The organism is Cellulomonas sp. GTC20042 (assembly GCF_055389595.1).
The window spans coordinates 3,339,514-3,366,047 of the sequence record NZ_AP043678.1 but is presented as its reverse complement, the minus strand read 5'-3'; the positions used below and the strand labels follow the sequence as shown (position 1 = coordinate 3,366,047).

The 26,534-nt window shown below is 73.4% G+C and carries 27 protein-coding genes and 1 tRNA gene; 14 read left to right on the top strand and 14 right to left on the bottom strand.

The features are described from left to right. Positions 1-51 precede the first annotated feature (51 nt). The gene (locus ACZ5HG_RS15555; RefSeq protein WP_464177920.1) at positions 52-1,137 is read left to right on the top strand and encodes a Gfo/Idh/MocA family protein; all 1,086 of its coding nucleotides are present in this window, start codon (positions 52-54) and stop codon (positions 1,135-1,137) included. A 156-nt stretch (positions 1,138-1,293) separates the two neighbouring features. Here the strand turns inward: ACZ5HG_RS15555 and mscL are convergent, their stop codons facing one another. The 4 genes from mscL to ACZ5HG_RS15535 form a co-directional block, all read right to left on the bottom strand. Beyond that, complete coding sequence (gene mscL, locus ACZ5HG_RS15550) at positions 1,294-1,878, bottom strand: large conductance mechanosensitive channel protein MscL (RefSeq protein WP_464177918.1); 585 nt, start codon at positions 1,876-1,878, stop codon at positions 1,294-1,296. A gap of 39 nt (positions 1,879-1,917) precedes the next feature. Beyond that, positions 1,918-2,727, bottom strand: coding sequence for an SAF domain-containing protein (locus ACZ5HG_RS15545; RefSeq protein WP_464177916.1), 810 nt, complete (start codon positions 2,725-2,727; stop codon positions 1,918-1,920). A gap of 130 nt (positions 2,728-2,857) precedes the next feature. Further along, positions 2,858-3,205 carry an FmdB family zinc ribbon protein gene (locus tag ACZ5HG_RS15540; RefSeq protein ID WP_464177914.1) on the bottom strand — a complete coding sequence of 116 codons (348 nt, stop codon included), beginning with the start codon at positions 3,203-3,205 and terminating at the stop codon, positions 2,858-2,860. A 137-nt stretch (positions 3,206-3,342) separates the two neighbouring features. Then, positions 3,343-3,981: a 5-formyltetrahydrofolate cyclo-ligase gene (locus ACZ5HG_RS15535; RefSeq protein WP_464177912.1), complete on the bottom strand. Its 639-nt coding sequence runs from the start codon at positions 3,979-3,981 to the stop codon at positions 3,343-3,345. Positions 3,982-4,047: 66 nt separating this feature from the next. Between ACZ5HG_RS15535 and galU the strand changes: the two genes are divergently transcribed. From galU to efeO, 9 genes are all read left to right on the top strand, one after another. Further along, entirely contained in the window at positions 4,048-4,950 is a 903-nt protein-coding gene (gene galU, locus ACZ5HG_RS15530; RefSeq protein WP_464177910.1) for a UTP--glucose-1-phosphate uridylyltransferase GalU, read from the top strand. A gap of 97 nt (positions 4,951-5,047) precedes the next feature. Next, on the top strand, positions 5,048-6,283 hold the full coding sequence (locus ACZ5HG_RS15525) for a molybdopterin molybdotransferase MoeA (RefSeq protein ID WP_464177908.1): 1,236 nt from the start codon (positions 5,048-5,050) through the stop codon (positions 6,281-6,283). Then, complete coding sequence (locus ACZ5HG_RS15520; protein WP_464177906.1) at positions 6,283-6,903, top strand: GNAT family N-acetyltransferase; 621 nt, start codon at positions 6,283-6,285, stop codon at positions 6,901-6,903. The genes ACZ5HG_RS15525 and ACZ5HG_RS15520 overlap by 1 nt, the downstream gene beginning before the upstream one ends. A 66-nt stretch (positions 6,904-6,969) precedes the next feature. Next, positions 6,970-8,052: a hypothetical protein gene (locus ACZ5HG_RS15515; protein ID WP_464177903.1), complete on the top strand. Its 1,083-nt coding sequence runs from the start codon at positions 6,970-6,972 to the stop codon at positions 8,050-8,052. A gap of 58 nt (positions 8,053-8,110) precedes the next feature. Then, positions 8,111-8,183 (top strand) — tRNA-Ala (locus tag ACZ5HG_RS15510). Between the two features lie 399 nt (positions 8,184-8,582). Further along, a complete protein-coding gene (locus ACZ5HG_RS15505; RefSeq protein ID WP_464177901.1) occupies positions 8,583-9,626 on the top strand; it encodes a DUF4190 domain-containing protein in 1,044 nt (347 codons plus the stop codon). 86 nt (positions 9,627-9,712) lie between these two features. Next, positions 9,713-10,276 (top strand): dihydrofolate reductase family protein, encoded by a 564-nt coding sequence (locus tag ACZ5HG_RS15500; protein ID WP_464177899.1) that lies wholly within the window; start codon positions 9,713-9,715, stop codon positions 10,274-10,276. Positions 10,277-10,398: 122 nt separating this feature from the next. Beyond that, the gene (gene efeU / locus ACZ5HG_RS15495; RefSeq protein WP_464177897.1) at positions 10,399-11,289 is read left to right on the top strand and encodes an iron uptake transporter permease EfeU; all 891 of its coding nucleotides are present in this window, start codon (positions 10,399-10,401) and stop codon (positions 11,287-11,289) included. Further along, the gene (efeO, locus tag ACZ5HG_RS15490; RefSeq protein ID WP_464177895.1) at positions 11,286-12,482 is read left to right on the top strand and encodes an iron uptake system protein EfeO; all 1,197 of its coding nucleotides are present in this window, start codon (positions 11,286-11,288) and stop codon (positions 12,480-12,482) included. The genes efeU and efeO overlap by 4 nt, the downstream gene beginning before the upstream one ends. A 79-nt stretch (positions 12,483-12,561) precedes the next feature. Here the strand turns inward: efeO and ACZ5HG_RS15485 are convergent, their stop codons facing one another. Continuing rightward, positions 12,562-14,964 carry a lamin tail domain-containing protein gene (locus ACZ5HG_RS15485; RefSeq protein ID WP_464177893.1) on the bottom strand — a complete coding sequence of 801 codons (2,403 nt, stop codon included), beginning with the start codon at positions 14,962-14,964 and terminating at the stop codon, positions 12,562-12,564. Positions 14,965-15,071: 107 nt separating this feature from the next. Here ACZ5HG_RS15485 and ACZ5HG_RS15480 point away from each other — a divergent pair, with 107 nt between their 5' ends. After that, positions 15,072-16,100, top strand: coding sequence for a bile acid:sodium symporter family protein (locus ACZ5HG_RS15480; RefSeq protein ID WP_464177890.1), 1,029 nt, complete (start codon positions 15,072-15,074; stop codon positions 16,098-16,100). Positions 16,101-16,103: 3 nt separating this feature from the next. Here the strand turns inward: ACZ5HG_RS15480 and ACZ5HG_RS15475 are convergent, their stop codons facing one another. After that, positions 16,104-17,150, bottom strand: a complete 1,047-nt coding sequence (locus ACZ5HG_RS15475) for a DUF4349 domain-containing protein (protein ID WP_464177888.1) — start codon at positions 17,148-17,150, stop codon at positions 16,104-16,106. A 243-nt stretch (positions 17,151-17,393) separates the two neighbouring features. On the opposite strand from ACZ5HG_RS15475, the gene ACZ5HG_RS15470 reads away from it, so the two are divergent. Further along, positions 17,394-18,881, top strand: a complete 1,488-nt coding sequence (locus ACZ5HG_RS15470; protein WP_464177886.1) for a family 20 glycosylhydrolase — start codon at positions 17,394-17,396, stop codon at positions 18,879-18,881. A 114-nt stretch (positions 18,882-18,995) separates the two neighbouring features. On the opposite strand, the gene ACZ5HG_RS15465 is transcribed toward ACZ5HG_RS15470, so the two are convergent. Beyond that, entirely contained in the window at positions 18,996-19,610 is a 615-nt protein-coding gene (locus ACZ5HG_RS15465; protein ID WP_464177884.1) for an SMI1/KNR4 family protein, read from the bottom strand. A 59-nt stretch (positions 19,611-19,669) separates the two neighbouring features. Continuing rightward, positions 19,670-21,445: a dolichyl-phosphate-mannose--protein mannosyltransferase gene (locus ACZ5HG_RS15460; protein ID WP_464177882.1), complete on the bottom strand. Its 1,776-nt coding sequence runs from the start codon at positions 21,443-21,445 to the stop codon at positions 19,670-19,672. Positions 21,446-21,520: 75 nt separating this feature from the next. Here ACZ5HG_RS15460 and rsmI point away from each other — a divergent pair, with 75 nt between their 5' ends. Together rsmI and ACZ5HG_RS15450 are read left to right on the top strand one after the other, a co-directional pair. After that, positions 21,521-22,405 carry a 16S rRNA (cytidine(1402)-2'-O)-methyltransferase gene (gene rsmI / locus ACZ5HG_RS15455; protein WP_464177880.1) on the top strand — a complete coding sequence of 295 codons (885 nt, stop codon included), beginning with the start codon at positions 21,521-21,523 and terminating at the stop codon, positions 22,403-22,405. Positions 22,406-22,491: 86 nt separating this feature from the next. After that, positions 22,492-23,676 carry an aminotransferase class I/II-fold pyridoxal phosphate-dependent enzyme gene (locus tag ACZ5HG_RS15450; protein WP_464177878.1) on the top strand — a complete coding sequence of 395 codons (1,185 nt, stop codon included), beginning with the start codon at positions 22,492-22,494 and terminating at the stop codon, positions 23,674-23,676. Between the two features lie 28 nt (positions 23,677-23,704). Here ACZ5HG_RS15450 and ACZ5HG_RS15445 read toward each other — a convergent pair whose 3' ends face one another. The 6 genes from ACZ5HG_RS15445 to ACZ5HG_RS15420 all read right to left on the bottom strand — a co-directional run bounded on the left by ACZ5HG_RS15445 (position 23,705) and on the right by ACZ5HG_RS15420 (position 26,530). After that, positions 23,705-23,992, bottom strand: coding sequence for a hypothetical protein (locus ACZ5HG_RS15445; protein WP_464177876.1), 288 nt, complete (start codon positions 23,990-23,992; stop codon positions 23,705-23,707). 121 nt (positions 23,993-24,113) lie between these two features. Beyond that, positions 24,114-24,479: a hypothetical protein gene (locus ACZ5HG_RS15440; RefSeq protein ID WP_464177874.1), complete on the bottom strand. Its 366-nt coding sequence runs from the start codon at positions 24,477-24,479 to the stop codon at positions 24,114-24,116. Beyond that, the gene (locus ACZ5HG_RS15435; protein ID WP_464177872.1) at positions 24,476-24,778 is read right to left on the bottom strand and encodes a hypothetical protein; all 303 of its coding nucleotides are present in this window, start codon (positions 24,776-24,778) and stop codon (positions 24,476-24,478) included. Before ACZ5HG_RS15435 ends, ACZ5HG_RS15440 begins: the two co-directional genes overlap by 4 nt. Positions 24,779-24,856: 78 nt before the next feature. Further along, on the bottom strand, positions 24,857-25,228 hold the full coding sequence (locus ACZ5HG_RS15430; protein ID WP_464177870.1) for a hypothetical protein: 372 nt from the start codon (positions 25,226-25,228) through the stop codon (positions 24,857-24,859). A gap of 433 nt (positions 25,229-25,661) precedes the next feature. Beyond that, on the bottom strand, positions 25,662-26,045 hold the full coding sequence (locus ACZ5HG_RS15425) for a hypothetical protein (RefSeq protein ID WP_464177868.1): 384 nt from the start codon (positions 26,043-26,045) through the stop codon (positions 25,662-25,664). 119 nt (positions 26,046-26,164) lie between these two features. Next, positions 26,165-26,530, bottom strand: coding sequence for a hypothetical protein (locus ACZ5HG_RS15420; RefSeq protein ID WP_464177866.1), 366 nt, complete (start codon positions 26,528-26,530; stop codon positions 26,165-26,167). Positions 26,531-26,534 lie beyond the last annotated feature (4 nt).

Here is a 26,534-nt window from a genome sequence, read left to right as displayed (position 1 = left end):
TCCTGGGTGAGCGGCGTGCCCGACGTCCGACCACGAAGGGACCCGCCACCCGTGAGCACCCACCCCGCCCCCGCACCCGACCGGCTGCGCCTCGCCATCGTCGGCGCCGGCGTGATCGGCCGCCACCACGGCCTCGTGGTCAGCACCCTGACCGAGCAGGTCGAGCTCGTCGCCGTGGTGGACACCGTGATCGAGCGGGCGCAGGCGCTCGCGGACCAGCGCGGGGGCACGCCCTTCGGATCGCTGGGCGAGGCGCTGGACGCGCTGCCCGGACTCGACGTCGTCGTGGTGTGCACCCCGACCGGCCTGCACGGCGAGGTCGCGATCCAGGCGCTCGACGCCGGCGCGCACGTGATCGTCGAGAAGCCCGCCGAGACCACGGTCGCCCGCACCGACGAGATCATCGCCGCCCAGCAGCGCTCCGGCCGGACGGTCACGGTGATCTCGCAGCACCGCTTCGACCCGTCCACGGAGCGGGTGCTCGATGCCGTCGCCGCCGGTGACCTCGGACGGATCACCTCCGGGATCGCCGCGATCGACTGGTGGCGCAGCCAGGACTACTACGACTCGGGCGACTGGCGTGGCACCTGGGCGCTGGACGGCGGCGGCGCGCTGATGAACCAGGGCGTGCACACCCTCGACCTGCTGATCGCCGCGCTGGGCCGCCCGGTGGAGGTCGTCGCCCGCACCGCCGTGCTCGCCCACGAGCGGATCGAGGTCGAGGACGTCGCGGTCGCGCTGATCACCTTCGAGAGCGGCGCCCTCGGCGTGGTGCACGCCACCACCGCCGCCAACCCCGGGCTGTCCGCGCGGCTGCACGTGCACGGAGACCGAGGCTCTGCGGTGATCGACGACGACGCGCTGGTGCTGCTGCGCCGCGAGGTGGACGGCGTCGTGCTGGACGAGGTCGCGGCCGCCGCGCAGGACGCCGGGAGGACAGCGGAGGCGGCGGGATCGACCGCTGCCGACCCGACCCGGCTGTCGGGCGCCCACCGCGCGCAGTACCTCGACTTCCTCGCGGCGGTCCGCGACGGGCGTGAGCCCCGCGTGACGCTGGAGGTCAACCGGCGGTCGATCGGCGTGATCGAGGCGGTCTACGCCTCCGCGCGCTCGGGGCAGGCCGTCCGGCTCGACTGAGCCGGGGCGGCCGGTCGAGCCGCACAGGGAGGTGGCTCGACCGGCTCGCTGTCTCCGTGCGCCAGACGGTTGGACGCTCGGCGGCCGGACGCCTGACGGCCACGCGCAGGACGGTCGCAGCGCGGCCGGACGCCCCTCGGTCGGGGCGCCTACCGATCAGACGCTCGGCGGCTGCCCTGCGGCGCCACTCGGAGCGTCCGGCGTGCTGGGGGCGGCGTGCGCGCCGCCCCCGGAGGAGGTGCCGGTGTCCTGACGCAGCGCCGCGCTGGGCTGGGCGGCGAGCAGGTCGCGGATCTCCTGCAGCAGCAGGATCTCCTCGGAGGGGCGCGCCGGTTCCTCCTCGATGCCCTTCTTGCGTCGCTCGGCAAGCTTGTTCAGCGGCAGCACGATGAAGAAGTAGACGACCGCCGCGGTGATGAGGAACTTGAGCAGCGCGTCGAAGATCAGCCCGAACTGGATGATCGCGTCGTCCGACGGATCGGCCGGGTTGTTCTCGCGGATGGTGACCTGCCACAGGCCGGCGATGTCGGACTTGCCGCCGATGGCCGCGATCAGCGGGGAGATCAGCCCGTTCTGCAGGGCGGTGACGATCGCACCGAACGCGGCGCCGATGACGACACCGACGGCCAGCTCGATCGCGTTCCCGCGGGAGATGAAGTCCTTGAACCCCTGGAACACGCCGGCGAGGCCACGGGCCCGCTCGCTCGCTGCGCCCAGCCCCTTGGACAGCACGTCGCTCATGGTCTGCTCCTGACATCCGGAATGTCGCGAACGTCGGCATCATCCCACGATCACCGCGCTGAGCACGGCGGAGGCCGCGGCACCGCTCAGCGCGACGGCCTGGTCGGGCGGCACGGCGAGCAGCACCGGCCCGTCCCGCGGCACGCACCCCGCGGTCCCCGACCCGCCCGTCCCGACCCCGCCTGACCCGCCGACGCCGCCCGACCCACCCGCACCGCCCGACCCGCCCGCACCGCCCGATCCACCCGCACCGCCCGACCCGCCGCCCGCGCCCCCGGCCTCGTCGGCCGCCACGCACCCGGGGGCGTCGAGCACGAGCACGTCCTGCGCGACCCGCTCGGCCGGGGCGCCGTCCACCGGCGGGGCGGCGACGACGTCCACCCGGGCGCCGGGCAGCAGCAGCGCGGCGAGCGCGGGATCGGCGAACCGGACCGGGACGACGACGGACCCGGCGGGCCGCTCGGCGGCGGGGTCGGTGAGCAGACCGGGCACGAGGGGCAGCCCGGCGGGGACCGCGACGGCGAGCCGGCGGCCGGTGAGCGCCCGGGCACCGCTGTCGGCCGCGGAGTCGTCGCCAGGCGTCGGCCAGGTGCTCGTGGCAGCGACCAGCCCGTCGGGCACCAGGGCGAGCGGCACCGCGCGCCGTTCGACGTCGCCGGGGCCGAGGGTGGCGCCGGCCGGCAGCGCGCGGGCGGTCACCAGCACGGGGAGCGTGGCCGGCGGCGCGGGGCCGAGGCGGGCGAGCACGAGCACGACGGCCAGCGCGAGCGCGACGGCGGTCAGCGGGGCGCGCAGCCGCCACGCCCACGCTCGGAGGCGGAGCCAGGGTGCCGAGGTGAAGGGGAGCATGGCGCGACGCTAGGTCGCCCCGGATCCTCCCGGCAGGTCGCGCAGGCGCGATCTGGGGACGACGACGGGTTGATCGGCCTGTGGACGGCTCGACGCCCGCCCGTGGAGCGGAAAGCCGCCCGGAAGCGTGTCAGCCGGCGGCGGGCTTCGCGGCGGCGGTGCTGCCGGACGACCCGGACGAGGAGGTCGAGGTCGACGACGTGCTGGTCGAGGAGCCGGTCGAGGACGCGGCCGGGGCCGAGGGCGTGCTCGGCGCGGCGGGGGTGCTGCTGGTCGCGGTCGCGGTGGACTTGCCGCCGGAGGAGCGCGAGTCGGTGCGGTAGAAGCCGGAGCCCTTGAAGACCACGCCCACGCTGGAGAACACCTTGCGCAGCTTGCCGCCGCAGTTCGGGCACTCGGTCAGGGCGGCGTCGCTGAACGCCTGGTGGATGTCGAACGCGTGGCCGCACTCGGTGCAGGTGTAGGCGTAGGTGGGCACTGCTGTCTCCCGCGAGGACGTCAGGGTCGGATGGGTGGCGGCGTGCCGGGCGTCGCGGCGAGACGCGACCGCGGCTGGCACTCCGCAGGACCGAGTGCCAATACTACGCCGGTCGTCCAGCCCCCTCACCGGGAGGTTCAGCCGCCGAGCGGCAGCCAGCGCTCCGGGGTGATCGCCAGGTCGACCGGGCGGTCGTGCTCCTCGCGGGGCAGCGGCAGGCGGTCGGCGTCGTAGACCTCCTCGGCGAAGACCACCGCGACCACGGGCACGCCGGGGCGGGCGTGCTGGAGGGCGCGGTCGTACCAGCCGCCGCCCTGGCCGAGCCGGGTGCCGGCGGTGTCGACGGCGAGCGCGGGGGCGAGGATCAGGTCGGCCTGCGCGAGGCCCTCGGCGCCCAGGGTCGGCCCGCTCGGCTCGGTGGGACGCCCGGGGGCGCGCTGGAGCAGGTCGTCGGCACCGGCGTACCGCGCCCACTCGCGGGACAGCCCGGCGCCGAGCACCGGCAGCAGCACGGTGATCCCGCGGGCGTCGAGCGCGTCGAGCAGCGGCAGCGTGTCCGGCTCGGTGGGGCGGGCCGAGTAGGCGGCGACGGTGCGGGCACCCTCCAGCGCGGGCAGCGTGAGCAGCACGTCGACCAGGGCGGCGGCGGCCTCGGACCGTCGGCGGGGCGAGCGGGCGGCGCGGGCGGCGCGCAGCAGACCGCGCATCTCGTCCTTGGTCTCCGTCACCTCCTGCCCCTCGTGGGCGTGCGGATAGGGCTGGGCCACGGCGCTCATGACTCCTAGTGTGACAAATCTGTGTCAGGGCAGGCAGGACCTCGGGCTCACGGTTAGTGTCCGGACATGACGATCCACAAGGCTGTCATTCCCGCTGCCGGACTCGGCACCCGCTTCCTGCCCGCCACCAAGGCGACGCCCAAGGAGATGCTCCCGGTCGTCGACAAGCCCGCCATCCAGTACGTCGTCGAGGAGGCCGCCGCGGCGGGCCTGGACGACGTGCTCGTGATCACCGGCCGCAACAAGGGGTCCATCGAGGACCACTTCGACTCCGCGCCGGAGGTGGAGCGGGCGCTGGAGAAGAAGGGCGACACCGCCCGCCTGGAGGCCGTGCGCGCCTCCACCGAGCTCGCGCACGTGCACGTCGTCCGGCAGGGCGAGCCGAAGGGCCTGGGCCACGCGGTGCTCCAGGCCGCCGACCACGTGGGCGACGAGCCCTTCGCCGTGCTGCTGGGCGACGACCTGATCGACGCCCGCGACCCGCTGCTCCCCACGATGATCGCCCTGCAGGAGCGCACCGGCGGATCGGTGATCGCCCTGCTGGAGGTGGAGCCCTCGCAGATCTCGCTGTACGGCGCGGCGGCGGTCCGCCCGGTCGACGGCGGCGACGACCCGGACCAGGTGCAGGTGACCGCCCTGGTGGAGAAGCCCCCGGTGGAGGAGGCGCCGAGCAACCTCGCGGTGATCGGCCGGTACGTGCTCAGCCCGGCGGCCTTCGACGTGCTGCGGCGCACCGAGCCCGGCCGGGGTGGCGAGATCCAGCTGACCGACGCGCTGGCGACGCTGGCGGACATGCCGGCCGAGCAGGGCGGCGGCGTGTACGGGGTGGTGTTCCGCGGCCGGCGCTACGACACCGGTGACCGGCTGGACTACCTCAAGGCGACGGTGCGGCTCGCGGCCGACCGGGACGACCTCGGGCCGGACTTCCGCTCCTGGCTGGTCGAGTACGTGGCGGGTCTGGACTCCTGACCGGCCACGACGTCCACGGGGGCCCGGGACGCGCCGATCACGGCACGCCCCGGGCCGCCTCGTGGGCCGCACGCCCCGGTGCGTGCAGAATGCGCTCATGAGATCCGTGCAGGACCAGCTCGCCGCGGTGCTGGCCGCGGTCGGGCCGGTGGCCCCGCTCGACGTCGTGCTCGCGGACGCGTCGGGCACCATCCTCGCGGAGGACCTGGTCGCCCCCGCCTCCGTGCCGGCGGTCCCGGTCGCGGCGTACGACGGCTACGCGGTCGCCACCGGTGACCTGCGCACGCCGGTGCCCGGGGCGCCCGTGGTGGTGCCGGTCGCGCACGACGTGCTCGCCGGTGATCCCGCGGCGCTGCGGCTCGCGCCGGGCCAGGCGGTCCGGATCGCGTCCGGCGGGCCGCTGCCCGGGGGCGCCGACGCGGTGGTGCCGGCCGACGACACCGATCGCGGGTCGGTGCGGGTGGCCCTGCACCGGCTGCCGGTGCCGGGCGAGGGCGTGCGCGCCGCCGGCGCCGACGCGGTCGCGGGCCGGGTGGTGCTGGCCGCCGGGACCCGCCTGGCCGCCCGTCAGCTCGCGGTGGCCGCCGCGCTGGGTCGTGGACGCCTGCGGGTGCACCCGGCCCCGCGCGTGGTGATCGTGTCGATCGGCTCCGAGCTGGTCGAGCCGGGTGCCGCGGGGCGGGACGGCGGCGTGTACGAGGCGGCCGGTCACGCGCTGGAGGCGGCGGTGCGCGACACCGGCGCCGCACCGGTGCGGGTCGGCGTGGTGACCGACGACCGGGCGGTGCTGCGCGAGGCGCTGGAGGACCAGCTGGTGCGCGCCGACGTGGTGGTGACCACCGGTGGCCTGTCCGAGTACGCGCACGACACGCTGGCGGACGTGCTGGCCCCGCTGGGCACCGTGCGGTTCGACCAGGTGGCGATGTCGCCGGGGTTCCGGCACGGCTTCGGCACGGTGAGCGGCAGCGACGGCGGCCACGACCGACCGGTGCCGCTGTTCGCGCTGCCCGGGCACCCGGTGGCGGCGCAGGTGGCCTTCGAGGTGTTCGTGCGGCCGGCGCTGCGGGCGATGGCCGGGCACACCGACCTGTTCCGCCCGTCGGTGACCGCGCGCGCCGAGGTGGCGTGGTCCTCGCCGGAGGGGGTGCGCCAGTTCGTGCCCGCCGCGGTGGTCGGCACCCCGCGCGAGGGCTACCGGGTGACGCCGGTGGGCGATCCGGTGACCTGGTCGATCGGTGCGCTGGCGCAGGCGAACGCGCTCGCGGTGGTCGGCGAGCAGGACACCGTGATCGGTGCCGGGCAGGTCGTGCACTGCCTGGTGCTGGAGGGCTGATGACCGGCGGCTGGCCGGTGGTGCTGACCGAGGGGCCGGTGCGGCTGCGCGCCCTGCGCCGGTCGGACGAGGCGGCATGGATGCGGCTGCGTGCGGAGAACGCGGGCTGGCTCGAGCCGTGGGACGCGACCTCGCCGGTGCCGGTGGAGGGGCGGCGGCCGACGTTCGGGCAGTTCGTGCGGACGCTGGACCGGCAGGGGCGCCAGGGCGGGTCGCTGCCGTTCGCGGTGGAGCACGAGGGCGCGCTGGTCGGGCAGCTCACGGTCTCCGGGATCACCTACGGCTCGCTGTACTCGGCGTCGATCGGCTACTGGATCTCCCAGCACGTCGCCGGCCTCGGCATCACGCCGACCGCGGTGGCGCTGGCCGCCGACCACTGCTTCGGCGGTCTCGGCCTGCACCGGGTCGAGATCAACATCCGCCCGGAGAACGGCCCCTCGCTGCGCGTGGTGGAGAAGCTGGGCTTCCGGGACGAGGGCGTGCGCGAGCGCTACCTGCACATCCAGGGCGTCTGGCGGGACCACCGGACCTTCGCGCTGACCGCCGAGGAGGTGCCCGGCGGGCTGCTCGCGCGCTGGCGGGCGACGCGCCCGGGCGGGGGTGGAATCACAGCAGTGTGATTCCCCGTGCTCGACACGCCGGAGACCCTGCCGGGACCAGGGGTTGACGGCACCTACCGTCGTGGGGTGTACGAGTTCGCGGGACCGGCAGCCCTGGTGGTGGTCGGCCTGTGGATCGCGTACCTGGTGCCGCACAAGCTGCGGCACCGGCAGCAGCTTCTCGAGTCGCGGACCGACGACCGGTTCTCGGCGGCGTTGCGGGTGCTCGCCGTGACCGGCCCCGAGGGGTCGGGCCACCGGCAGCGCGCCGACGTCGCCCGGGCCGTCCGGCCGGACTGCGCCCGGGAGGACCAGAAGCGCACCGGCCTGCTGCACGCAGGCACCGGGGCCCCGGTCGTGACGACGTCCGGGGCGGACAGTGGAGGCAGCGACGTGGACCGACCCCACGGCACGCAGGACCGGATCGGCGCCGACGCGATCCGTCGCGCCGCGACCCTGCACGCCGCCCACGCGGCCGCGACCGCCCGTCGCGGTGCCGCCGCCCGTCGCCGGGGTGCCCTCGCCGGGGTGCTCGCCGCCGCCACCGCCGTGACCTGGGTGCTGGTCGCCGTCACCGCGACGCCGCTGCTGGCCGCCGTCGCGCCGAGCGTGCTGCTCGTCTCCGTGGTCGGCCTCGGCCGTCGGGCGGTCGTGCAGGGCCAGCAGGCCGAGGCCGAGTGGCAGCGCCGGATCGAGGCCGCCACCGAGCAGGCCCGTCGCAGCGTCGCCGCCCGCCCGGGCCGCACCACCGCCGCCGGTCGCGCCGTGCGCGCCTCCGCCACCGAGACCCAGGCGATCCCGCAGGTGAGCACCGAGACCGAGCGTGCCGGGCGGGTGTGGTCCGGCGGTCGCGAGGGCGACTCGTGGGCGCCGGTGCCGGTGCCCGCCCCCACCTACACGATGAAGGCCAGCGCCCCGCGCCGGGAGCCGGCCCCGCTGGGCGAGGTCGAGGGATCCACCGCCGCCCGCCCCGCCGCCACGACCGCCCCGGCCGCGCCCGCTGCCCCGGCCGCCGAGGAGACCACCGCCGAGGCCGCCCCGGCGGCGCGCGCCGAGGCCCCCACGGGCACCCCGCTCGCGCCCGGTGCCGCGGTCGAGGCCGACGGCACCCCCACCGGCTCGATCGACCTCGACGCGGTGCTCGCCCGGCGCCGCGCCGCCGGGATGTGACGGCGCCGGGCGGTGTCGTGAGCAGCCCGGGACGGGTGCTAGGCTGATCACCGCATCTGGGGCTGTGGCGCAGTTGGTAGCGCGTCTCGTTCGCAATGAGAAGGTCAGGGGTTCGAATCCCCTCAGCTCCACCGAGTCGACGGCCCGGGATCCACGGATCCCGGGCCGTCGTCGTTCTCCCGGCGGGTGGTCCCCGGGTGTCGTCCCGCAGAAGACCGCCGGCCCGTGCGCGAGGTCAGGCGCCACCACGGCCGCGAAGATCGCCACACAGGCCCACCACCGGCCCCGTGCGCGGGGTCAGACGGGCAGCAGCACCCTGCGCAGCCCGGCGGGCAGGTGCAGCACCGCCTCCTGACCCGCGGTCATCCACCCCGCGCGCACCCGGCAGGTGAGCACCGGGCCGACCGCCGTGACCATGGCATACGGGTGATCAGCGACGATGTCGGCTCCAGCCGGTAGGTTCACAGGCCGATCACAGAACCAGGCGGGCCCGCCCGCCGTCCCCTCCCCGTGCGAAGGAGCATGCTCACGTGACCTCGACCCCTCCGGAACCGGGTGTGCCCACGGGCGTGCCGCAGGACGGCACCACCCCGGCGTACCCGGCCCCGCAGTACGGCGCCCCCGCGGCTCCCGGCGCCCCCGCGGCCCCGGCCGCGCCGGTGTACGGCGGCGTGCCCGGTGCCGACGCGGCCCCCGCCTACGGCGCCCCGGCCTACGCCGCGCCGCAGGCCCCGGGCTACGGCGCCCCGCAGGCGGCGGCCTACCCCTACCCGGGTCCCGGCGTGCCGGGCGGTCCGGTCGGCGCCGCGCCGAAGAAGGGCCTCGCGCTCACCTCGATGATCCTCGGGATCGTCGCCGTGGTGCTGTGCCTGGTGCCGATCGTCAACAACCTGGCGTTCGTGCTCGCGCTGGCCGGCCTGGTGGTGGGCATCATCGCCCTGGTCCAGATCGGCAAGGGCAAGCAGCAGGGCAAGGGCATGGGCATCGCCGGCATCATCATGGCGGTGGTGGCGATCACCGGTGTGATCGTGTCGCAGATCTTCTACTCCGCGGTGCTGGACGAGGTGTCGGACGCCCTGGACGACGCCTCGCAGCAGATCGAGCAGGAGGCCGACCAGCCGGCCGACGACACCGACGCCGACGCCCCGGCCGCCGATGACGCCGCGGACGACGCCGCCGTCGTGGACGACATGACGATCGGCTTCGACGAGGTCTTCCTGTACGAGGACGGCCTGGAGATCACCGTCGGCGCCCCGCAGCCGTACACGCCGGGCGAGTACGCGGTCGGTCTGGAGGGCGGCCCGAGCTACATCGTCATGAACGTGACGATCGCGAACGGCACCGCGGAGAACTTCGACCCGGTCCTGTTCTACTCGACTGCCAGCTCGGCGGGCACCGAGGCGACCGAGATCTACGACAGCGTGACGATGGACGGACGCCCGTCCACGGCCGTGCTGCCGGGCGCCTCGGTGACGTTCCCGCTGGCGTACGCGGTGGCCGACCCGGCGCAGCTCGTGATCGAGATCGAGCCGTCGATGTTCATCTACGAGTCGCTGATCGTCACCAACGGCTGATCACGGCTGATCACGAGGCCCGGGACCCCCGCGGTCCCGGGCCTCGTGCCGTCCCGGATGTCGGACCCGCGGTCTACCGTCGCTCCATGACGCGCTTCGTGCTCAACACCGCCACGACGGTCAACGGTTGGATCGCCGACGAGGAGCACTCGCTGGAGTGGCTGTTCGCGGTGGACGACTCCGAGCGCCCGGACCACGACGCCTTCCTCGCGGGGATCACGGTGCTGGTGTCCGGCTCCTCCACCTACGAGTGGGTGCTGCGCGAGGAGGACCTGCTCGCGCAGCCGGGGAAGTGGCCGACGTACTACGGCGAGCGGCCGATGGTCGTGTTCACCACCCGGGAGCTGCCGGTGCCGGCGGGGGCGGACGTGCGCTTCGTGCGCGGTGCGGTGGCCGACGCGCTGCCGATGCTCCGCGACCTGGCGGCCGACGGCGACGTGTGGGTGGTCGGCGGTGGTGACCTGGCGGGGCAGTTCCTCGATGCGGGGGCGCTGGACGAGATCCAGCTGTCGGTGGCCCCGGCGGCGCTGACCGGGGGAGCGCCGGTGCTGCCGCGTCGGCTGGGGCCGGACCGGCTGCGGCTGCGGGACGTCGAGCGCTTCGGCCAGTTCGCGCACCTGACCTATGACGTGCTGCCGATGACGGAGTGATTCGGCGCCAGCATCCGGGCGGTGCTTGCGCGCAGGCTGGTCAGGGTCCACTCTTGTCCCCGCGCTGCTGAGGTAAGGCTAACCTGGCTGGTCCCGGGCGTGACCGGACCGCACGGAGCGTCATGTTCGTCGCCAACTTCCTGATCGGCCTGCGCGAGGGGCTCGAGGCCTCGCTGGTGGTCGGCATCCTCGTCGCCTACCTGGTGAAGTCGGGCCGCCGCGACCAGCTCGTCCGGCTCTGGGCCGGCGTGGGTCTGGCGGTGGTGGTCTCGCTCGGCTTCGGCGCTCTGCTGACCTTCGGCCCCCAGGGGCTGACCTTCGAGGCGCAGGAGATCATCGGCGGCACGTTGTCGCTGGTCGCGGCGGGTCTGCTGACCTGGATGATCTTCTGGATGGCGAAGACCGCCCGGTACCTGCGGCGCGATCTGGAGGCCGGGCTGGACCGGGCGATGGCCAACGGTGGCTCGGCGGTGTTCTGGATGGCGCTGGTCGCCGTCGGCCGCGAGGGCCTGGAGACCGCGCTGTTCCTCTGGGCGGGCGCGCAGTCCGCCGGGACCACCTGGGAGCCGGTGGTCGGCGCGGTGGCCGGGATCGGCGTGGCCGTGGTGCTCGGCTGGCTGATCTACCGCGGGGCGGTGCGGATCGACCTGCGCCGGTTCTTCGCCTGGACCGGGCTGTTCCTGGTGGTCGTCGCGGCGGGCGTCGTCTCCTACGGCGTCTACGACCTGCAGGAGGCCGGCGTGCTGCCCGGCCTGAACAACCTCGCCTTCGACGTCTCCGGCACGATCCCGCCGACCTCCTGGTACGGCTCGCTGCTGTTCGGCGTCTTCAACTTCGCACCGGCGACCACCTGGCTCAAGCTCGCCGCGTGGCTGGTGTACCTCGTGCCGACGATGACCGCGTTCCTGCTCGTCGTCTGGCGTCGCCCTCGCCCGCGCCCGGCCGCCCCCACGGTCGCCGCACCCCCGCAGGACGCGCACCCCACCCCGACGACGCACGGAGAACACGTATGAACCGACGCCTGGCTCCCCTCGGGGCAGTGGCGGTCGCCACCCTGCTCCTGACCTCGGCCTGCGTGGACAACGCCGCGCCGACCGCCGACGGCTCGGGCAGCGGCGGGCCGACCGCGATCACGGTCGACTCCTCGGCCGACGCCTGCGACGTCTCGACCGCCGAGGCGCCCAGCGGCTCGATCGTGTTCACGGTCAGCAACTCGGGCGACGACATCACCGAGTTCTACCTGCTGGCCGAGGACGGCCTGCGGATCATCTCCGAGGTGGAGAACGTCGGTCCCGGCCTGACCCGCGACCTGGTGGTCCAGGTGCAGCCCGGCACCTACGTGACCGCGTGCAAGCCGGGCATGGTCGGCGACGGCATCCGCAACGCCTTCACGGTGACCGACTCCGGCCAGGAGGTCGGCCCGACCGGCGAGCACGGCGAGCAGCTGACCGCCGCCGCCGAGCAGTACGTGTTCTACGTCAAGGACCAGACCGAGCAGCTGCTCGCGCTGACCGAGACCTGGGTCGCCGCGTACAAGGCCGGCGACGACGACACCGCCCGCGCCACCTACGCCACCGCCCGCGTGCCGTGGGAGCGGGTGGAGCCGGTGGCCGAGTCCTTCGGCGACCTCGACCCGATGATGGACGCCCGCGAGGCCGACCTGGCCGAGGGCGAGGAGTGGACCGGCTGGCACCGGCTGGAGAAGGACCTGTGGCCGGTGGACGCCGCCGACCCGGCCTACGCCCCGCCGCTGACCACCGAGGAGCGCGCCGAGTACGCCGACAAGCTGCTCGCCGACACCCAGGAGCTGTACGACCGGGTGCACGCCGACGGCTTCACCGTGACCGCCGACCAGGTGGGCAACGGCGCCAAGGAGCTGCTGGACGAGGTCGCCACCGGCAAGGTCACCGGCGAGGAGGAGTTCTGGTCGCACACCGACCTGTGGGACTTCGCCGCGAACGTGGACGGCGCCCGGGTGGCCTTCGGGGTGCTGGAGCCGGTGGTCGAGCAGTCCGACCCCGACCTGGTGGACGAGCTGCACGAGCGGTTCGACGCGCTGGACGCTCTGCTGGCCGCGCAGGGCTCTTTCGACGCCGGGTTCACGCTGTACACCGACCTGACCGAGGACCAGGTGCGCGAGCTGGCGGACGCGGTGGACGCGCTGTCCGAGCCGCTGTCGCAGCTCACCGCGGCGGCGGTGCTCTGACGCCGCGTCGGGCTGACAGGCGGAAGGCCCGCCGGGGGAGCGATCCTCCGGCGGGCCTTCGTCGTACCTGGGGTGTGGATCAGATCTCTGCGGCGCCTGACCCCGCGGCCCGGCGACGCGCCCCGCGGGCCAGCACCAGCAGCGCACCGGCCGCGACCAGCGCCGCGCCCGAGGCGGCCAGCGGCGCCCCCTCGCTGCCGGTGACCGCCAGCTGCCCGGCCGCCGAGCGCGCCGCGACCACCTGCAACGCGTCCCAGCCGATCAGCGTGCCGTCGGCGGCGACCACGGCCACCCGGTGCGCGCCCGCCGGGGCGTCGGCCGGCAGCGCGACCCGCACCCGCCCGTCGGCGCGCACCTCGACCCGGCCCAGGTGCACCGGCGTCGAGTGCAGCCACACGTCCACGGTCTGCCCGGCGTACGCGAGCCCGACGAAGACGGTGACCTCGCCGCCCGCGGTGGCGCGGGCCGGGGCCGAGACGCCGTTCCGTGTCGCCGGGGTCATCGTCGCCGGGTCGACCGCCACCGGCGCGCCGGTGCTCGGCGTGGTGCCCGGGTCGGTCGGGGGCGTCGGCGTCGTCCCCGGGTCGGTCGGCGTGCCGGGATCGGTCGGCGTGGTCCCGGGGTCCGGCACCGTGCACGCGATCGTCCCGCCGCGCAGCGAGTGCCCGTCGGTGGCGGCGTCGTCCACGTAGAAGGTCGCCTTGCTGCCGTCGACGCACTCGGCCTGCGGGGCGACCGCGAAGCCCTCGTTCGCCAGGTTCGCCATGCCGGCGGGCCGCTCGTAGACGTGCGTGGCGGCGAAGGCGCCGTCGGCACCGATCTCGTAGAGCGCGGTGCGCCCGGCGCAGGCCTCGTCGCAGACCACCCACAGCGCGGCCTGCTCGGCGTCGAACTGCACGTCGGCCACCAGGGCGAAGTCCGTGGTGATCGTCGCGAGGCGCGCGAAGGTGCCGTCGGCGTTCAGCGCGTAGGCGTAGACGGAGGCGGTGCCCTCGACGCCGATGAAGAACAGGCCGTCACCGTGACCGGGGTAGGCGGTCGGCACGTAGCGCGCGCCGCCGTCCACCGCGAACCCGTGCGCGGTCAGGTAGCTGTCCGGGATCCAGGTGATCCCCTCCAGCCCCGCGTTCGCGCCGAGATTGGGGAAGTCGGCGGCGAGGTTCCACTCGCGCGTCGCCACCAGCGTGCTCGCGGACCCGGTCACGTCGTAGCGCAGCACCGAGGGCCGGCTGGCCCCGCTGGCCGCGCCGCCGTCGCGCTCGGAGGAGACGTAGACGCCGTTCGCCGGGTCGTCGGCCACCAGGGTCACGCCCTCGGCGTCCACCACGGATCCGGGCAGGTCGGTGCCGGCCGGGTAGGCCAGCGTCTTGCCGGCGGACCAGCCGTCGGCGGTGGCCGGAGCCCAGCCGCCCTGGCCGTCGGGCACGATCTTGTAGAGCAGGCCGTCGCCGTTCTGCACCGCCCACAGCGTGCCCGGGGCGCTGGTGCCGGAGGGCTGGTAGTCGATGCCGCTCATGTCACCGGCGTAGGTGCCCGCCGCGTCGAGGGTGCGCACCGCGGATCCGCCCGGCCACGCCTCGGGGGCGACCCCGCCGCCGCAGACGTTGCCGGAGCCCTTGGTCGCGCGGTCGGTGGTGGCGAACTCGCCGGTGCCGTCCGGGCAGCGCCCGTAGGTGGTGCCCGCGTGCGCGGTCCAGGCGTACTCGTCGATCAGGGTGCTGCCGTCGGTCTGGAACAGCCGGACGCTGTCCGCCCCGCCGAGCCCGAAGTCGAAGTCGGCCTCCTCCAGCACCAGGAACCCGCCCTCGGCGATCGTGGTGCCGGCCGGGATCGGGTACGCGTGGGTGTCGTCCGAGTCGCTGAGCACCAGGCCGCTCACGTCGAGGGCGCCGGTGCCGACGTTGACCAGCTCGACCCAGTCGCCGGGGGTGCCGCCGGAGGACTCGATCTCGTTGATCCGCACGGCCGGCCGGCAGTCGTTCGGCAGGCCCTGGGTGGAGGTGCTGGTGGTGGCGAAGTCGCCGGTGCCGTCGGGGCAGCGCCCGTAGGTGGTGGTGGCGTGCGCGGTCCACGCGTGCTCGGCGACCAGGGTGGTGCCGTCCGGCAGGAAGATCCGCGCCGCGTCGTTGCCGCCCAGGCCGAAGGTGAAGTCGGGGTCGGTGGCGGTCTCGCCCTCCAGGACCAGCAGTGCGCCCGGGGCGATCGTGGTGCCGGCCGCGATCGCGTCGGTCCGCGAGTCGTCGTTGTCCTTGATCACGAAGCCGCTCAGGTCGAGCGCGACCGGGCCGGTGTTCATCAGCTCGATCCAGTCGGTGTCGTCGCCGTTGGACTCGACCTCGTTGATCACCAGCGCGCCGATCGCCGGATCGGTGGGCGCGGGGTCGTCGGCGGCCAGGGCGCCGGCGGCGGGGACGGTGAGCAGCAGCACGGCGGCCGCGAGGGTGGCCGGCAGCGCAGCCGGCAGACGTCGGAGGGTGTGCACGCAGAGACCTTCCCGGGGATGTGAGGTGCGGATGAGCGCACTGTGCCGCCGCCGGGCGAACGCGCCGTGAACACGAGGCCGACCTGCGGCGGTGGCAAGATGTCCGGGTGCCGCACGAGACCACCCCCACCACCCCGGGGCCGTGGTCCCGCACCTGGACCGCGATCCGTACCTGGGTCGACCCGCTGGTCGCGATGATCGTCGCGGTCTTCGTGCTCGGTCTGCTGGCCCCGGCCTCCGGCGGCGTCGCGACCGTGCTGGACCACGTGTCCACCGCCGCGGTGGTGCTGCTGTTCTTCCTGTACGGCGCGCGGATGGCCACCCAGGAGGTCTGGGACGGCCTGCGGAACTGGCGCCTGCAGGGCGGGATGCTCGCCGCCACCTACCTGGTGTTCCCGGTGCTCGGCCTCGCGGTGCAGCTGCTGCCGACCTCGGTGCTGCCCGCCGAGCTGCAGACCGGTCTGCTCTACCTGGCGCTGCTGCCGTCCACGATCCAGTCCTCGGTGGTCTTCACCTCGATCGCGCGCGGCAACGTCGCCGGGGCGATCTGCGGGGCCACCGTCTCCAACGTGCTCGGGATCGTGCTGACCCCGCTGCTGGTCGGCGTGCTGATGTCCCGCGCGGGCGGCCCGGTGGGCGGCTCGGCCGGCGGCACCCTGCTCCAGCTGCTGCTGCCCTTCGTGCTGGGTCAGATCGTGCAGCCGTGGATCGGCGGCTGGATCCGCTCGCACAAGATCGTCACGCTGCTCACGGATCGCGGCACGATCCTGCTGGTCGCCTACGGCTCGGTGTCCGAGGCGCAGCGCTCCGGCGCGTGGTCCGGGCTGACCGCGACGGTGCTGATCGTGCTGGTGCTGGTGTGCGCCGCGCTGCTGGCCGCGATGCTCGCGCTCACCTGGGCCGGCGGGCGGTGGATCGGCCTGCGCCGCCCGGACCGGATCGCCCTGCTCATGTGCGGGTCGAAGAAGAGCCTGGCCACCGGTCTGCCGATGGCGACCGTGCTGTTCGGGCCGGTCGCCGCCGCGGGGGTCGCGCTGCCGGTGATCATCTTCCATCAGATCCAGCTCGCCACCTGCGCGGTGCTGGCCCGCCGGCTGGCCGCCACCGACCCGGACGCGGTGCCCGCCCGCGCCTGACCTTCAGCGCCGGTCGTCCCCGGGGACCTGCGGCGCACGCGGCAGGTCGGGCCCCGGCGCCGCCACGACCGGCACCGGCTCGGCGGTCGGCACGGCCGGGCGTCGTGCGCGCAGCCACCGCCGCACCCACAGCACCACCGCGAGCACCAGACCGGCCAGCACCGCCCACGGCAGCACCGCACCGACCACGACCAGCGCCACCCGCAGCACGGTCAGCAGCCCGGTCCACCCGGCGGCCAGCCCGTCGAGGAACCCGTCCTCCTCCTGCGTCTCCGCCACCACGACGGGATCGGTGGTGATGCTGATCGTCAGCGTGGACAGCGCGACCTGCTCGGACAGCCGGGCCCGCTCCGACTCCAGCTGTTCCAGCGTGCTCTGCCGCTCGGAGAGCGTCTGCTCGGCGGCGATCACGTCGGCGCTGGTGGTCGCGCGGGACAGCAGGTCCTCCAGGCGGGTCACCGAGATCTCGGTGGCGCGGATCCGTGCGTCCAGGTCCTGCGCGGTGCCGGTGACGTCCTCGGAGCGGATGTCGAGGGTGGACACGGTGCCGATCGCGTCCAGCGCGTCCACGGTCGGGGTGACCTCGTCGGCGGGCACCCGCACGGTGAGCCGGGCCCAGGATCCTTCGCCGACGGGGGCGTCGCCCTCCGCGGTTCCGGTGGCGGTGGTGGTGGACTGCTGACGCCCGTCCACCCGCCCGCCGGCGGCCTCCACCGCCTGCACCACCGCGTCGGCGGCGGCCCGCGGGTCCTCCGCGACCAGGGCGACCTCCCCGGTGGTGATCACCTGGCGGCCGGCGGCGTCCGCAGACACCGGCGTGCCCACGGCGGCCCCGTCGTCCCCGGAGGCGGAGGAGTCCTGCACGTCGCCGGAGGCGGCGAACCCGTCGCCGGCGTCCTGCTGCGCCGCCGCCTCGCCGCCCGTGCTGCTGGCGTCGTCCGCGCCGGCCGAGCAGCCGGCGAGCACCAGCACGAGCGCCACCACCGCCCCGGCGGCCCCGCGCCGGACGCGTCGCCCCACGAGCCCCTGACCTGCTGTCGTCGTCCGCATGGCGCCGACAGTAGGGGCGCGGTGACCGCCCGCGTGGCCGATCGCGCAGGACCGATGCGCGATCGTGACGCCCTCGTGATGCGGACCGGCCCGCGCGGGGTCACCGTGGAGACAGGCACGTTCACGAGACCCGGCTGCGGAAACCCCCGAACCGGTCACGCGGGAGGGCTGCGACGTTGCAGACTGTCCCCCGGGGGCCGGGCCGTGTGCCCGTCGACGACCCGACCCTCCGGAAGGACTGCCGTGCCCGCTCCGACCACCCCGCCCCGTCTCGTCCCGGCCCCCACGCTGGTGGAGACCCGGACCGGGGCGCCGTTCGTCGTGGACGCCGCCACCACCGTCACCGTCGGCACCGAGCCGGCCGAGGTCTCGCTCGGCGTCCTCGCCGCCGAGGTGCTGAGCCGGGTGTCCGGCTCCACCGTCGAGGTCCGCTACCGCGAGGTCGCCGAACCGGACCAGCCCGGTGACGTCGCCCTGCGCGTCGACCCCGCCGCCCACCCGGGCGAGCACTACCGGGTGGACGTCTCCGCCGAGCGCGTCGAGATCGAGGCCGGTTCCCCGGAGGGGCTGGTGCGCGGGCTCGCGACCCTGCACCAGCTGCTGCGCCCGTACCGGGACACCTACGCCGCCTGGCCGGTGCACGTCGAGGACGCCCCGGTGCACGGCTGGCGCGGGCTGTCGCTCGACCTGGCCCGGCACTTCTTCGGCCCCGGCGACCTGCGCGTCGTCATCGAGCTGATGGCGTACTACAAGCTCAACGTGCTGCACCTGCACCTGTCCGACGACCAGGGCTGGCGGATCGACCTGCCGTCCCGGCCGCTGCTCGCCGAGCGCTCCGGGCCGACCGCCGTGGACGGCGACCCCGGCGGCTTCCTCACCACCGAGGAGTTCGAGGCCCTGGTCGCGTTCGCCGCCGTGCGCGGGGTGCGCGTGGTGCCGGAGATCGACGTGCCCGGGCACGTGAACGCCGCCCTGCACGCCTACGGCGACCTGACCCCGACCGGCGAGCCGACCGACGTCTACCAGGGGATCGAGGTCGGCTTCAGCCGCCTGCACGCCGACCTGCCCACCACCGAGCCCTTCCTGCGCGAGGTCTTCGCCGACGTCGCCGCGATCACCGCCGGGGAGTACGTGCACATCGGCGGCGACGAGGTGCTCACCATGGAGCCCGAGGAGTACGCCCGCCTGGTCGCGCTCGCCTCCGACGCCGTGCGCTCCGCCGGCAAGAAGGTGGTCGGCTGGCAGGAGATCGCGCACACCCCGCTCGAGCCCGGCACCGTCGTGCAGTACTGGGACACCCGTGTGGACCCCGCGTCCTTCGTCGCCGCCGCGCAGGCGGGCGCCCGGCTGCTGATGTCCCCGGCGTCGAAGGTCTACCTCGACATGAAGTACGACGCCGGCACCGCCCTCGGCCTGGAGTGGGCCGGCCATGTCGAGCTGCGCGACGCCTACGAGTGGGAGCCCGCCGACGTGGTGCCCGGCCTGCCGGAGGGCTCGGTGATCGGGGTCGAGGCCTGCGTCTTCACTGAGACCCTGCGCTCGCTGGACGACCTGATGACCATGCTGCTGCCCCGGCTCGCCGCGGTGGCCGAGGTCGCATGGACCCCGCGCGAGGGCCGGGACTGGGACTCCTTCCGCGAGCGGATCGCCGCCCACGGCCCCTACTGGGACGCCCAGGGCCTCGCCTGGTACCCCACCCCCCAGGTCACCTGGAACCTCGGCCTCAGCTGACCCCCTGCGCTGCTGCGCGGCCCCTGCCCGCGAGTTCGGTGGTTCGGGCCGAGTTCGGTGGTTCCGTGCCTGTTTTCTCGCACGAACCACCGAACTCGGCATATGGGGTCGGCCTCACTCGGCGTGGTCGCGGGCGTGCAGCCCGACGAGTGCCCCAGGGCTTCGTGCCAGGTCCCGGTCCCAGCTGCCGTCGGGTCGGACGAGCCAGTACCCGTTGTCGAGCGCCCAGTGCCACCACCCGATGCGCTCGGTCAGGGCGATGGTCGACCCGAGCCCGCCGTCCGCGGCCCAGACCCCGGTCGGCGAGTCGGCCAGGTCCGGTTCTCCGCAGTCGATGATCAGGGGTGTCCCGCTCTGCAGGAGCGTCACCCACTGCGGGTGGAAGCGCCAGTCGAGGTCGGGGCGAGCGGGGTCGAGCTCCGCATCGGGCAGCCAGGTGTTCGAGTGCGCCCTCGCCGACTGCTCCAGAGCCGAACGCAGCCCGCAGAACACCGAGAACGGGGTCAGGCTGGGCGTGCCCCGGTCGTCCTCAGAGCGTTCCCGGTCCCCGTCGTGCCACATCCACCACGCCGCCGCGTCGTCGCTCAGCCGGACCCCGAACTCCGCCGCGATCGAGTCCGCTTCGGCGCGCGTCAACCCGGGGCGGAGCCGGTCGACGACGGGCGCATCGAGGCCACGCAAGCGCTCCTCGAAACTCCTGAGCGCCTGAGCGACCTCGGTTGCCGTCATCTCCCGCCTCTCCTCACCCAGGGTTGCCGATGGCCGACGTCGGCAGCGGCGCACGCGCCTCAGATCCAGGAGCGCAGCCACATGTGGATGTGCCAGAAGTCGTACGGCACCACCCACCCGGTCCAGATCGGGTAGAAGAACGCGCTGACCGCGAGCACGACGGTCACCAGCGCCGAGGTGATCACGATGCCGCGCCGTCGCTGCACGGGATCGCGGCTGCCGGTGAGCAGGCTGAGCACGTACACCAGTGTCAGCACCACCCAGGGCGTGAACGCGATCGAGTAGAACGTGAAGATCGTCCGGTGGGCGTAGGCGAACCACGGCAGCCAGCCCGCGACGATCCCGGAGACCACCGCACCGGCCACCCAGTCGCGTCGGCGCACCAGCCACACCACCGCGACCATCAGCGCGATCGCCCCGCACCACCAGATCACCGGGTTGCCGAGCGAGGTGATCGCCTGCGAGCAGGTGGACGCGCCGCAGGCCTGCTGGGCCGCCTCGCCGGTGAGCGTGGAGATCGACTTCGGGTAGTAGAACGACGTGGGCCGCCACTGCACGATCCAGCCCAGCGGGTGCGCCGCGTAGTCGTGCGGGGAGGTCAGCGTGGTGTGGAAGTGCCACATGTCGGTGTGGAACTTCCACAGCGACCGCAGCGACTCGGGCAGCCAGGTCACGCCCTCGCCGGGGTGCTCGGCGGCCCACTGCCGCAGGTAGGCGCCGGGGTGGGCGAACCAGGACCACCAGGTCGCCAGGTAGGTCGCGACGGCGGTGAGCACCACGACCACGCCGGCGGGGACGGCGTCCTTGAGCAGCGCCGCGGGGATCCAGGCGCGCACGCCCACGGTCCGGCGCGCGGTGGCGTCCCAGAGCACGCTGAGCAGCCCGAACACCGCGAGGAAGTAGATCCCGGACCACTTGGTGCCGATGCACAGCCCGAGCAGCACCGCCGCGACGAACCGCCACCACCGCCAGCCGAGCCCCGGCCCCCACCCGAGCGGTCCGCCGGAGTCCAGCACCGCCGCCGTGCGCGCGGCCAGCCGTCGCCGGGCCTGCGCGCGATCGAGCAGCAGCGCCCCGAACGCCGCCAGCGCGAACACCATGACGAAGTTGTCCAGCAGACCGGTGCGCGAGTGCACGATCGCCTCGCCGTCCACCGCCATCAGCAGACCGGCCACCGCACCCATCGCGGTCGAGGCGAACAGCCGACGGGCGATCCGGGCGACCAGCAGCACCGCGATCGTGCCGGCCACCGCCGAGGACAGCCGCCACGCCCAGGCGTGCTCGATCCCGCCGCCGGCCTGGATGCCCAGCGCGATCAGCCACTTGCCGACCGGCGGGTGCACCACGTACTCGGCCTTGGAGGTCAGCGCCGAGCCGTCGCCGGCCGCGAACGCCGCGTTCGGGTCGTCGCCCCACACGCCCTCGAAGCCCTGCTGGAGCAGCGAGTACGCCTGCTTGACGTAGTAGGTCTCGTCGAACACCAGCTCGCGCGGGCGGCCGAGGTCCCAGAACCGCAGCAGCCCGCCGATCACCGTGACCGCCAGCGACCACAGCCAGCCGCTGATCCGGGCCTGCCGGGTGGCGTCCAGCGCGAGGCTGCGCGCGCCGAGCAGCGCCTCCAGCAGCCGGTCGTGGGTGGACAGGCCGGGGTCGTCGTCGCGCAGGCGCAGCGCGCGCCGGGTGGCGGGGGCGTCGGCGTCGCGCGGATCGGCCTCCGGGGCGTCGTCCGGCTCGTCGGGCGCCGTGGTCGCGATCCACTGCGGGACCGGCAGGTCGTCCTCGTCCCGGGCGTCGGGCGCTCCGGGCTGGTCGGGGGTCTGCGGCACGACCGCCATGCTAGGGGTCCCGGCTGGGCCGGACCTGCGAGTCCGGTGCGGGGCGGGCGGCGTCGAGGTGGCAGGCTGGCCCGCGTGACTCCCGATCGCCCCACCCCCGCAGACCGCACCGCCGGCGGCCGCCTGGTGCTGGCCGCCACCCCGATCGGCGACGTCGAGGACGCCTCGCCCCGGCTGCGCCGCCTGCTGGTCGAGGCCGACGTGGTCGCCGCCGAGGACACCCGTCGGCTGCGTGCGCTGGCCGTGCGGATGGACGTGACGATCGGCGGGCGGGTGGTCAGCCACCACGAGCACAACGAGCAGGCCAGCATCCCCGAGCTGCTGGACGTGGTGGCCGGCGGCGGCACCGTGCTCGTGGTCACCGACGCCGGCATGCCGGCCGTCTCCGACCCCGGGTTCCGCGTGGTGGCCGCCGCCGTCGACGCCGGGCTGACCGTCACCGCCGCGCCGGGCCCGAGCGCCGTGCTGACCGCGCTGGCCCTGTCCGGGCTGCCGACCGACCGGTTCTGCTTCGAGGGCTTCCCGCCGCGCAAGCCCGGCGAGCGCCTGCGCACGCTGACCGCCCTGGAGCGCGAGCCGCGCACGATGGTCTTCTTCGAGGCCCCGCACCGGCTGGCCGCCACCCTGGCCGACATGGCCACCGCCTTCGGCGCCGACCGGCCCGCCGCCGTCTGCCGCGAGCTGACCAAGACCTACGAGGAGGTGCTGCGCGACGGGCTCGGTGCGCTCGCCGCCTGGGCCGCCGCCGGGGAGGTGCGTGGGGAGATCGCGGTCGTCGTGTCCGGCGCGCCCGCCCGCGAGGTCGCGTCCACCGCCGACCTGGTCGCCGAGGTGCTCGCCCGGGCCGACGCGGGGGAGCGGCTCAAGGACGCCGTCGCCGAGATCGCCCAGGTGGCCGGCATCCCCAAGCGCGACCTGTACGCGGCGGCGCTGGAGGCCCGCTCCGGATCGCGGAGCTGACCCGGCCGACCGTATCGACCGGGAGGCACGCCGACCGGCCCGCGGACCGCCGCGCGCCCACCCCGCCGGGCCGCTACCGTCCGGACATGGAGTTCCGCCGGATCCCGGGCCTGCCCCCGTACGTGTTCACGATCATCGACACCCTCAAGGTCGAGGCGCGGCGCGCCGGCCGGGACGTGGTCGATCTCGGCTTCGGCAACCCGGACCTGCCCAGCCCGCAGATCGCCGTGGACAAGCTCGCCGAGGCCGCGCGCAACACCCGGAACCACCGCTACTCCGCCTCCCGGGGCATCCCCCGGCTGCGCGAGGCCGTCGCCGCGCACTACCAGCGCCGGTTCGGCGTCACCCTCGACCCCGAGACGCAGATCATCTCCACGATCGGCGCCAAGGAGGGGTTCAGCCACCTGATGTGGGTGCTGCTCCAGCCCGGCGACGCGGCGATCGTGCCGACCCCCTCGTACCCGATCCACATCTGGGGCCCGTACTTCGCCGGCGCCGACGCCCGCCAGGTCCCGATCGGCGACGGCAGCGACGGCTCCGGCTACATCGACCGCGTGATGGAGTCCTGGGATCTCGGCTGGCCCAAGCCGCGCGTGGTCGTGCTGTCGTTCCCGCACAACCCGACCACCACCACCGTCGAGCTCGCCGACCTGCAACGCCTGGTCGACTGGGCGCGCGAGCGCGACGTGGTGCTCGTGCACGACCTCGCCTACGCCGACATGTGCTTCGACCGCTGGACGCCGCCCTCGATCATGCAGTGCACCGGTGCCACCGAGGTCGCCGTCGAGCTCTACTCCATGACGAAGTCGTACTCGATGGCCGGCTGGCGCGTCGCGTTCCTGGTCGGCCGCCAGGACGTCGTCGGCGCGCTCGCCAAGCTCAAGAGCTACCTGGACTACGGCACCTTCCAGCCGATCCAGATCGCCGCCACCGTCACCCTCAACGAGGCCACCGAGTACCCGGCCGAGCTGTCGAGCGTCTACGAGGCCCGGCGCAACGCCCTGGTCGACGGCCTGGGCCGGATCGGCTGGGACATCCTGCGCCCGCGCGGCACCATGTTCGCCTGGGCGCGCATCCCCGAGCCGTACCGGCACCTCGGCTCCATCGAGTTCGCCGAGCTGCTGGTCCGCGAGTGCGACGTCGCCGTCTCGCCCGGCGTCGGCTTCGGCCCCGGCGGCGACGAGCACGTGCGGTTCGCGCTGATCGAGAACGAGCAGCGGATCGCGCAGGCGGTGCGCGGGCTGCGGCGGGGGCTCGACCGGCTGGGGTGAGCGGGGTGCTTCACGGCGACCGACTCCGTCAGCGGGTGATGTAGCTCAGGTGCCAGCCGAGGGCGCCGATCGCGTCCTCGCTCAGCTCGGGGTGCATGACGCGCATCTGCTGCTCGGCGAACCGGCAACCGCCGTGCCAGCCGAGCGTCTCCCAGTCGATCGTCACCGAGGCGAAGTCCCGGTCGATCCCCGCGACTGCGCGCTCCAGCGCTGGAAGGTCGGCGTCCGGCATCTCGTCGACCACGCGCGCCCAGGAGGGTCTCGGGTAGAAGGAGAACCCCTCGCCGACGAACACGATGACCGCCCGACTCAGCACCGGGTCGATCGGAGCATCATCCTCTCGGTGTGGCTCCGGACGTTCGTGACGCCGGATCCAGCTCACGATCGGAAACCTCCCGTGGTCGTCGGACTCGCAGGTGCTGTGCGTTCGAGGCGGATCAACTGCTGGGGCGCTTCAGGATCGCTGCCAGAGTTTCCTCGTACGTCTCATTGGCGCGAGGTGCGCCACGTCGCCCTGCGTATGGTCCCCGACCCGCAGGTGCGGCGAAATTGGCGAGCAGTTCGAGGATCTTCGCCTGGGCCTCACCCTCGGAGGTGGTGCGCAGGTACTCGATGGTGCTGTCGCGTTCTGCCAGGCGGACCAGAAACTCATCCCCCTGTACGCCGACCTCGAGAAAGAGGCTGCTGGCATACTTCGAGACGCCCCAGACGACGAAGTCCTCGCCATCGAGGTATCCGGCCTCCGTACAGGATCGAGCGATTCGTTCAAGCCCGTCGTACAGGTAATGCGTGTGGTCGATCACTCTGTTCCTCTCGCGTAAGAGCCGCGCCCGAAAGCTGCTGCTTTACGGGCGACCTTCTCAAGGAAGGCGATCTTGATCTGTTCGGGCTCGCTCGATCGTAGAATTTCCCACCGCTGGCCCCGTTCGCGGTGCCACGCGACGTACTCGTCGCCGTCGAGGCCTAGTTCGAGAACCTCGCTGCCCAGATCGGTGGGTCTTCCCCGGATCGCATAGTCCTCGCCGCTGAGAAATCCGGATCTTGCGGAGGCATCCGCGATGTCGTCCAGGACAGAGTCGTTGATCAGTTCGTCATCGGTCATTGGTTCTCAATCGCCTGAATTCCGGGTGGTGGGAACTATTCGGTGCCCGTGGTGACTCCTGCTCCTAGGTGTATCCCCTCATTCGTCGACCGGTTTTTCCGGCAGCCCTCGCCGTCGGCGGAGATCAGCGATGATCTCGTCGGGTGTGAGTCTCTCGGCGCGTCTGCGGCGCTGACCGGCGCGTGGACCTCGTCCTCGATAGCCTGCGAACTCGGCCACCCTGTCGAGGAAGATTCGCTGCGCTTCATCCGCGGAAGCGCTCCGGCTGAATTCGATTCTGTACCCGCGTTCGTAGTGCCAGATGACGAAGTCTTCTCCGTCGAGGCCAAGTTGGATGAAGTCGGTTCCGGCGAACTCCGTGTTGTGCCACACTGCGAAATCGGTCCCATTGATGAAGCCCGCTTTCGTGCATGCTTCGGCTATGCGCGAGAGATGCTCTTTCTGGTCCACTCCGGCCCCCATATTCGGTCCTGCATCCACGTCGAGCCCAGGCGTGAGCTCCGGAGCGCAGATTGTGTGGGTGCGCACGTGCGTTGAGGGACTAGCCGGCGACAAAAGAGACGTTGGGTGCCCAAGAGCCGTTCTTGTGAAATGTCCGGCAGTGCGACGTGCTATGGACTGCCCAGCCCAAGTCATCTCGCGACCGTCCTCCATCCAGTAGTCGTACGGGGGCTGAGAGGAGACGACAACGATCCCTCGTTCGGGACCGTCTTGATCCACTCCGCTGTCATAGCGGGCTCCAGACTCGTCCATGGAGACAAGAACCCCAAAGGCTCTGCTTGTCAATGATTCGCCCCGTGACTTGTATCCACGGGTGGTCGGGACGCGGGCGAACAATGAGGCCTGCGGTGTCTCATTCTATTCCACTTCCAGGGACGTCCTGTCATTCATCGGCCGGTGCTTCCGGCAGGCCTCGTTCGCGGCGGATCTGAGCGATGATCTCATCGGGCGTGAGCCCCTCGACGATCGTGCGGCGCATGCCAGATCTCGGGCCTCGCCCTCGATATCCTGCGTACTCGGCCACTCGGTCGAGGAAGATTCGCCGCGCTTCGTCGGCAGAGGCGCTCCGGCCGAGCTGGATTCGGCGGCCGCGATCTTGGCTCCAGATCACGAAGTCTTCGCCGTCGAGGCCGAGTTCGAGGATATCCGAGCCGATAAAGTCTGTGCTTCCCCACACGGCGAAGTCGATGCCGTTGATGAAGCCAGCTCGAGTGCATGCAGCGGCAATCTCCGAGAGCTGCGCCGTCTTGTCGGTCCCTGTGCCCATGTTCCGCCTCGCGTCCACATCTGGTCGATCCCGAAAAGTCGGTATCGCTCGAGCTCGCTCGCTGCAAGCGCGTTGGGTATCAATGAAGCATTGATCGCTACCGATGCTGCGCTCGCCTCTCATACCTCATCTGGCGTCTTCGGCAGCGGTTGGCGGCGGCGGATGCGGGCGAGGATCTCGTCAGGGGTGCGGTGCATTCCTGCCCGCGGGCCTCGCCCTTGATGTCCCGCCGAATCGGCCACCTCGTCGAGGAAGATCCTTTGCGCCTCGTCGGCAGATGCGCTCCGGCCGAGTTCGATCCGACGACCGCGGTCCTGGCTCCAGATCACGAAATCCTCACCGTCGAGTCCGAGTTCGAGGCTCTCAGAGCCGATGAACTCAGTGTTTCCCCAGACGGCGAAGTCGATGCCGTTGATGAAGCCAGCGCGCGTGCATGCTGCGGCAATTGCCGAAAGCTGTGCTTTCCTGTCTGACGTTGAGTCCATTATG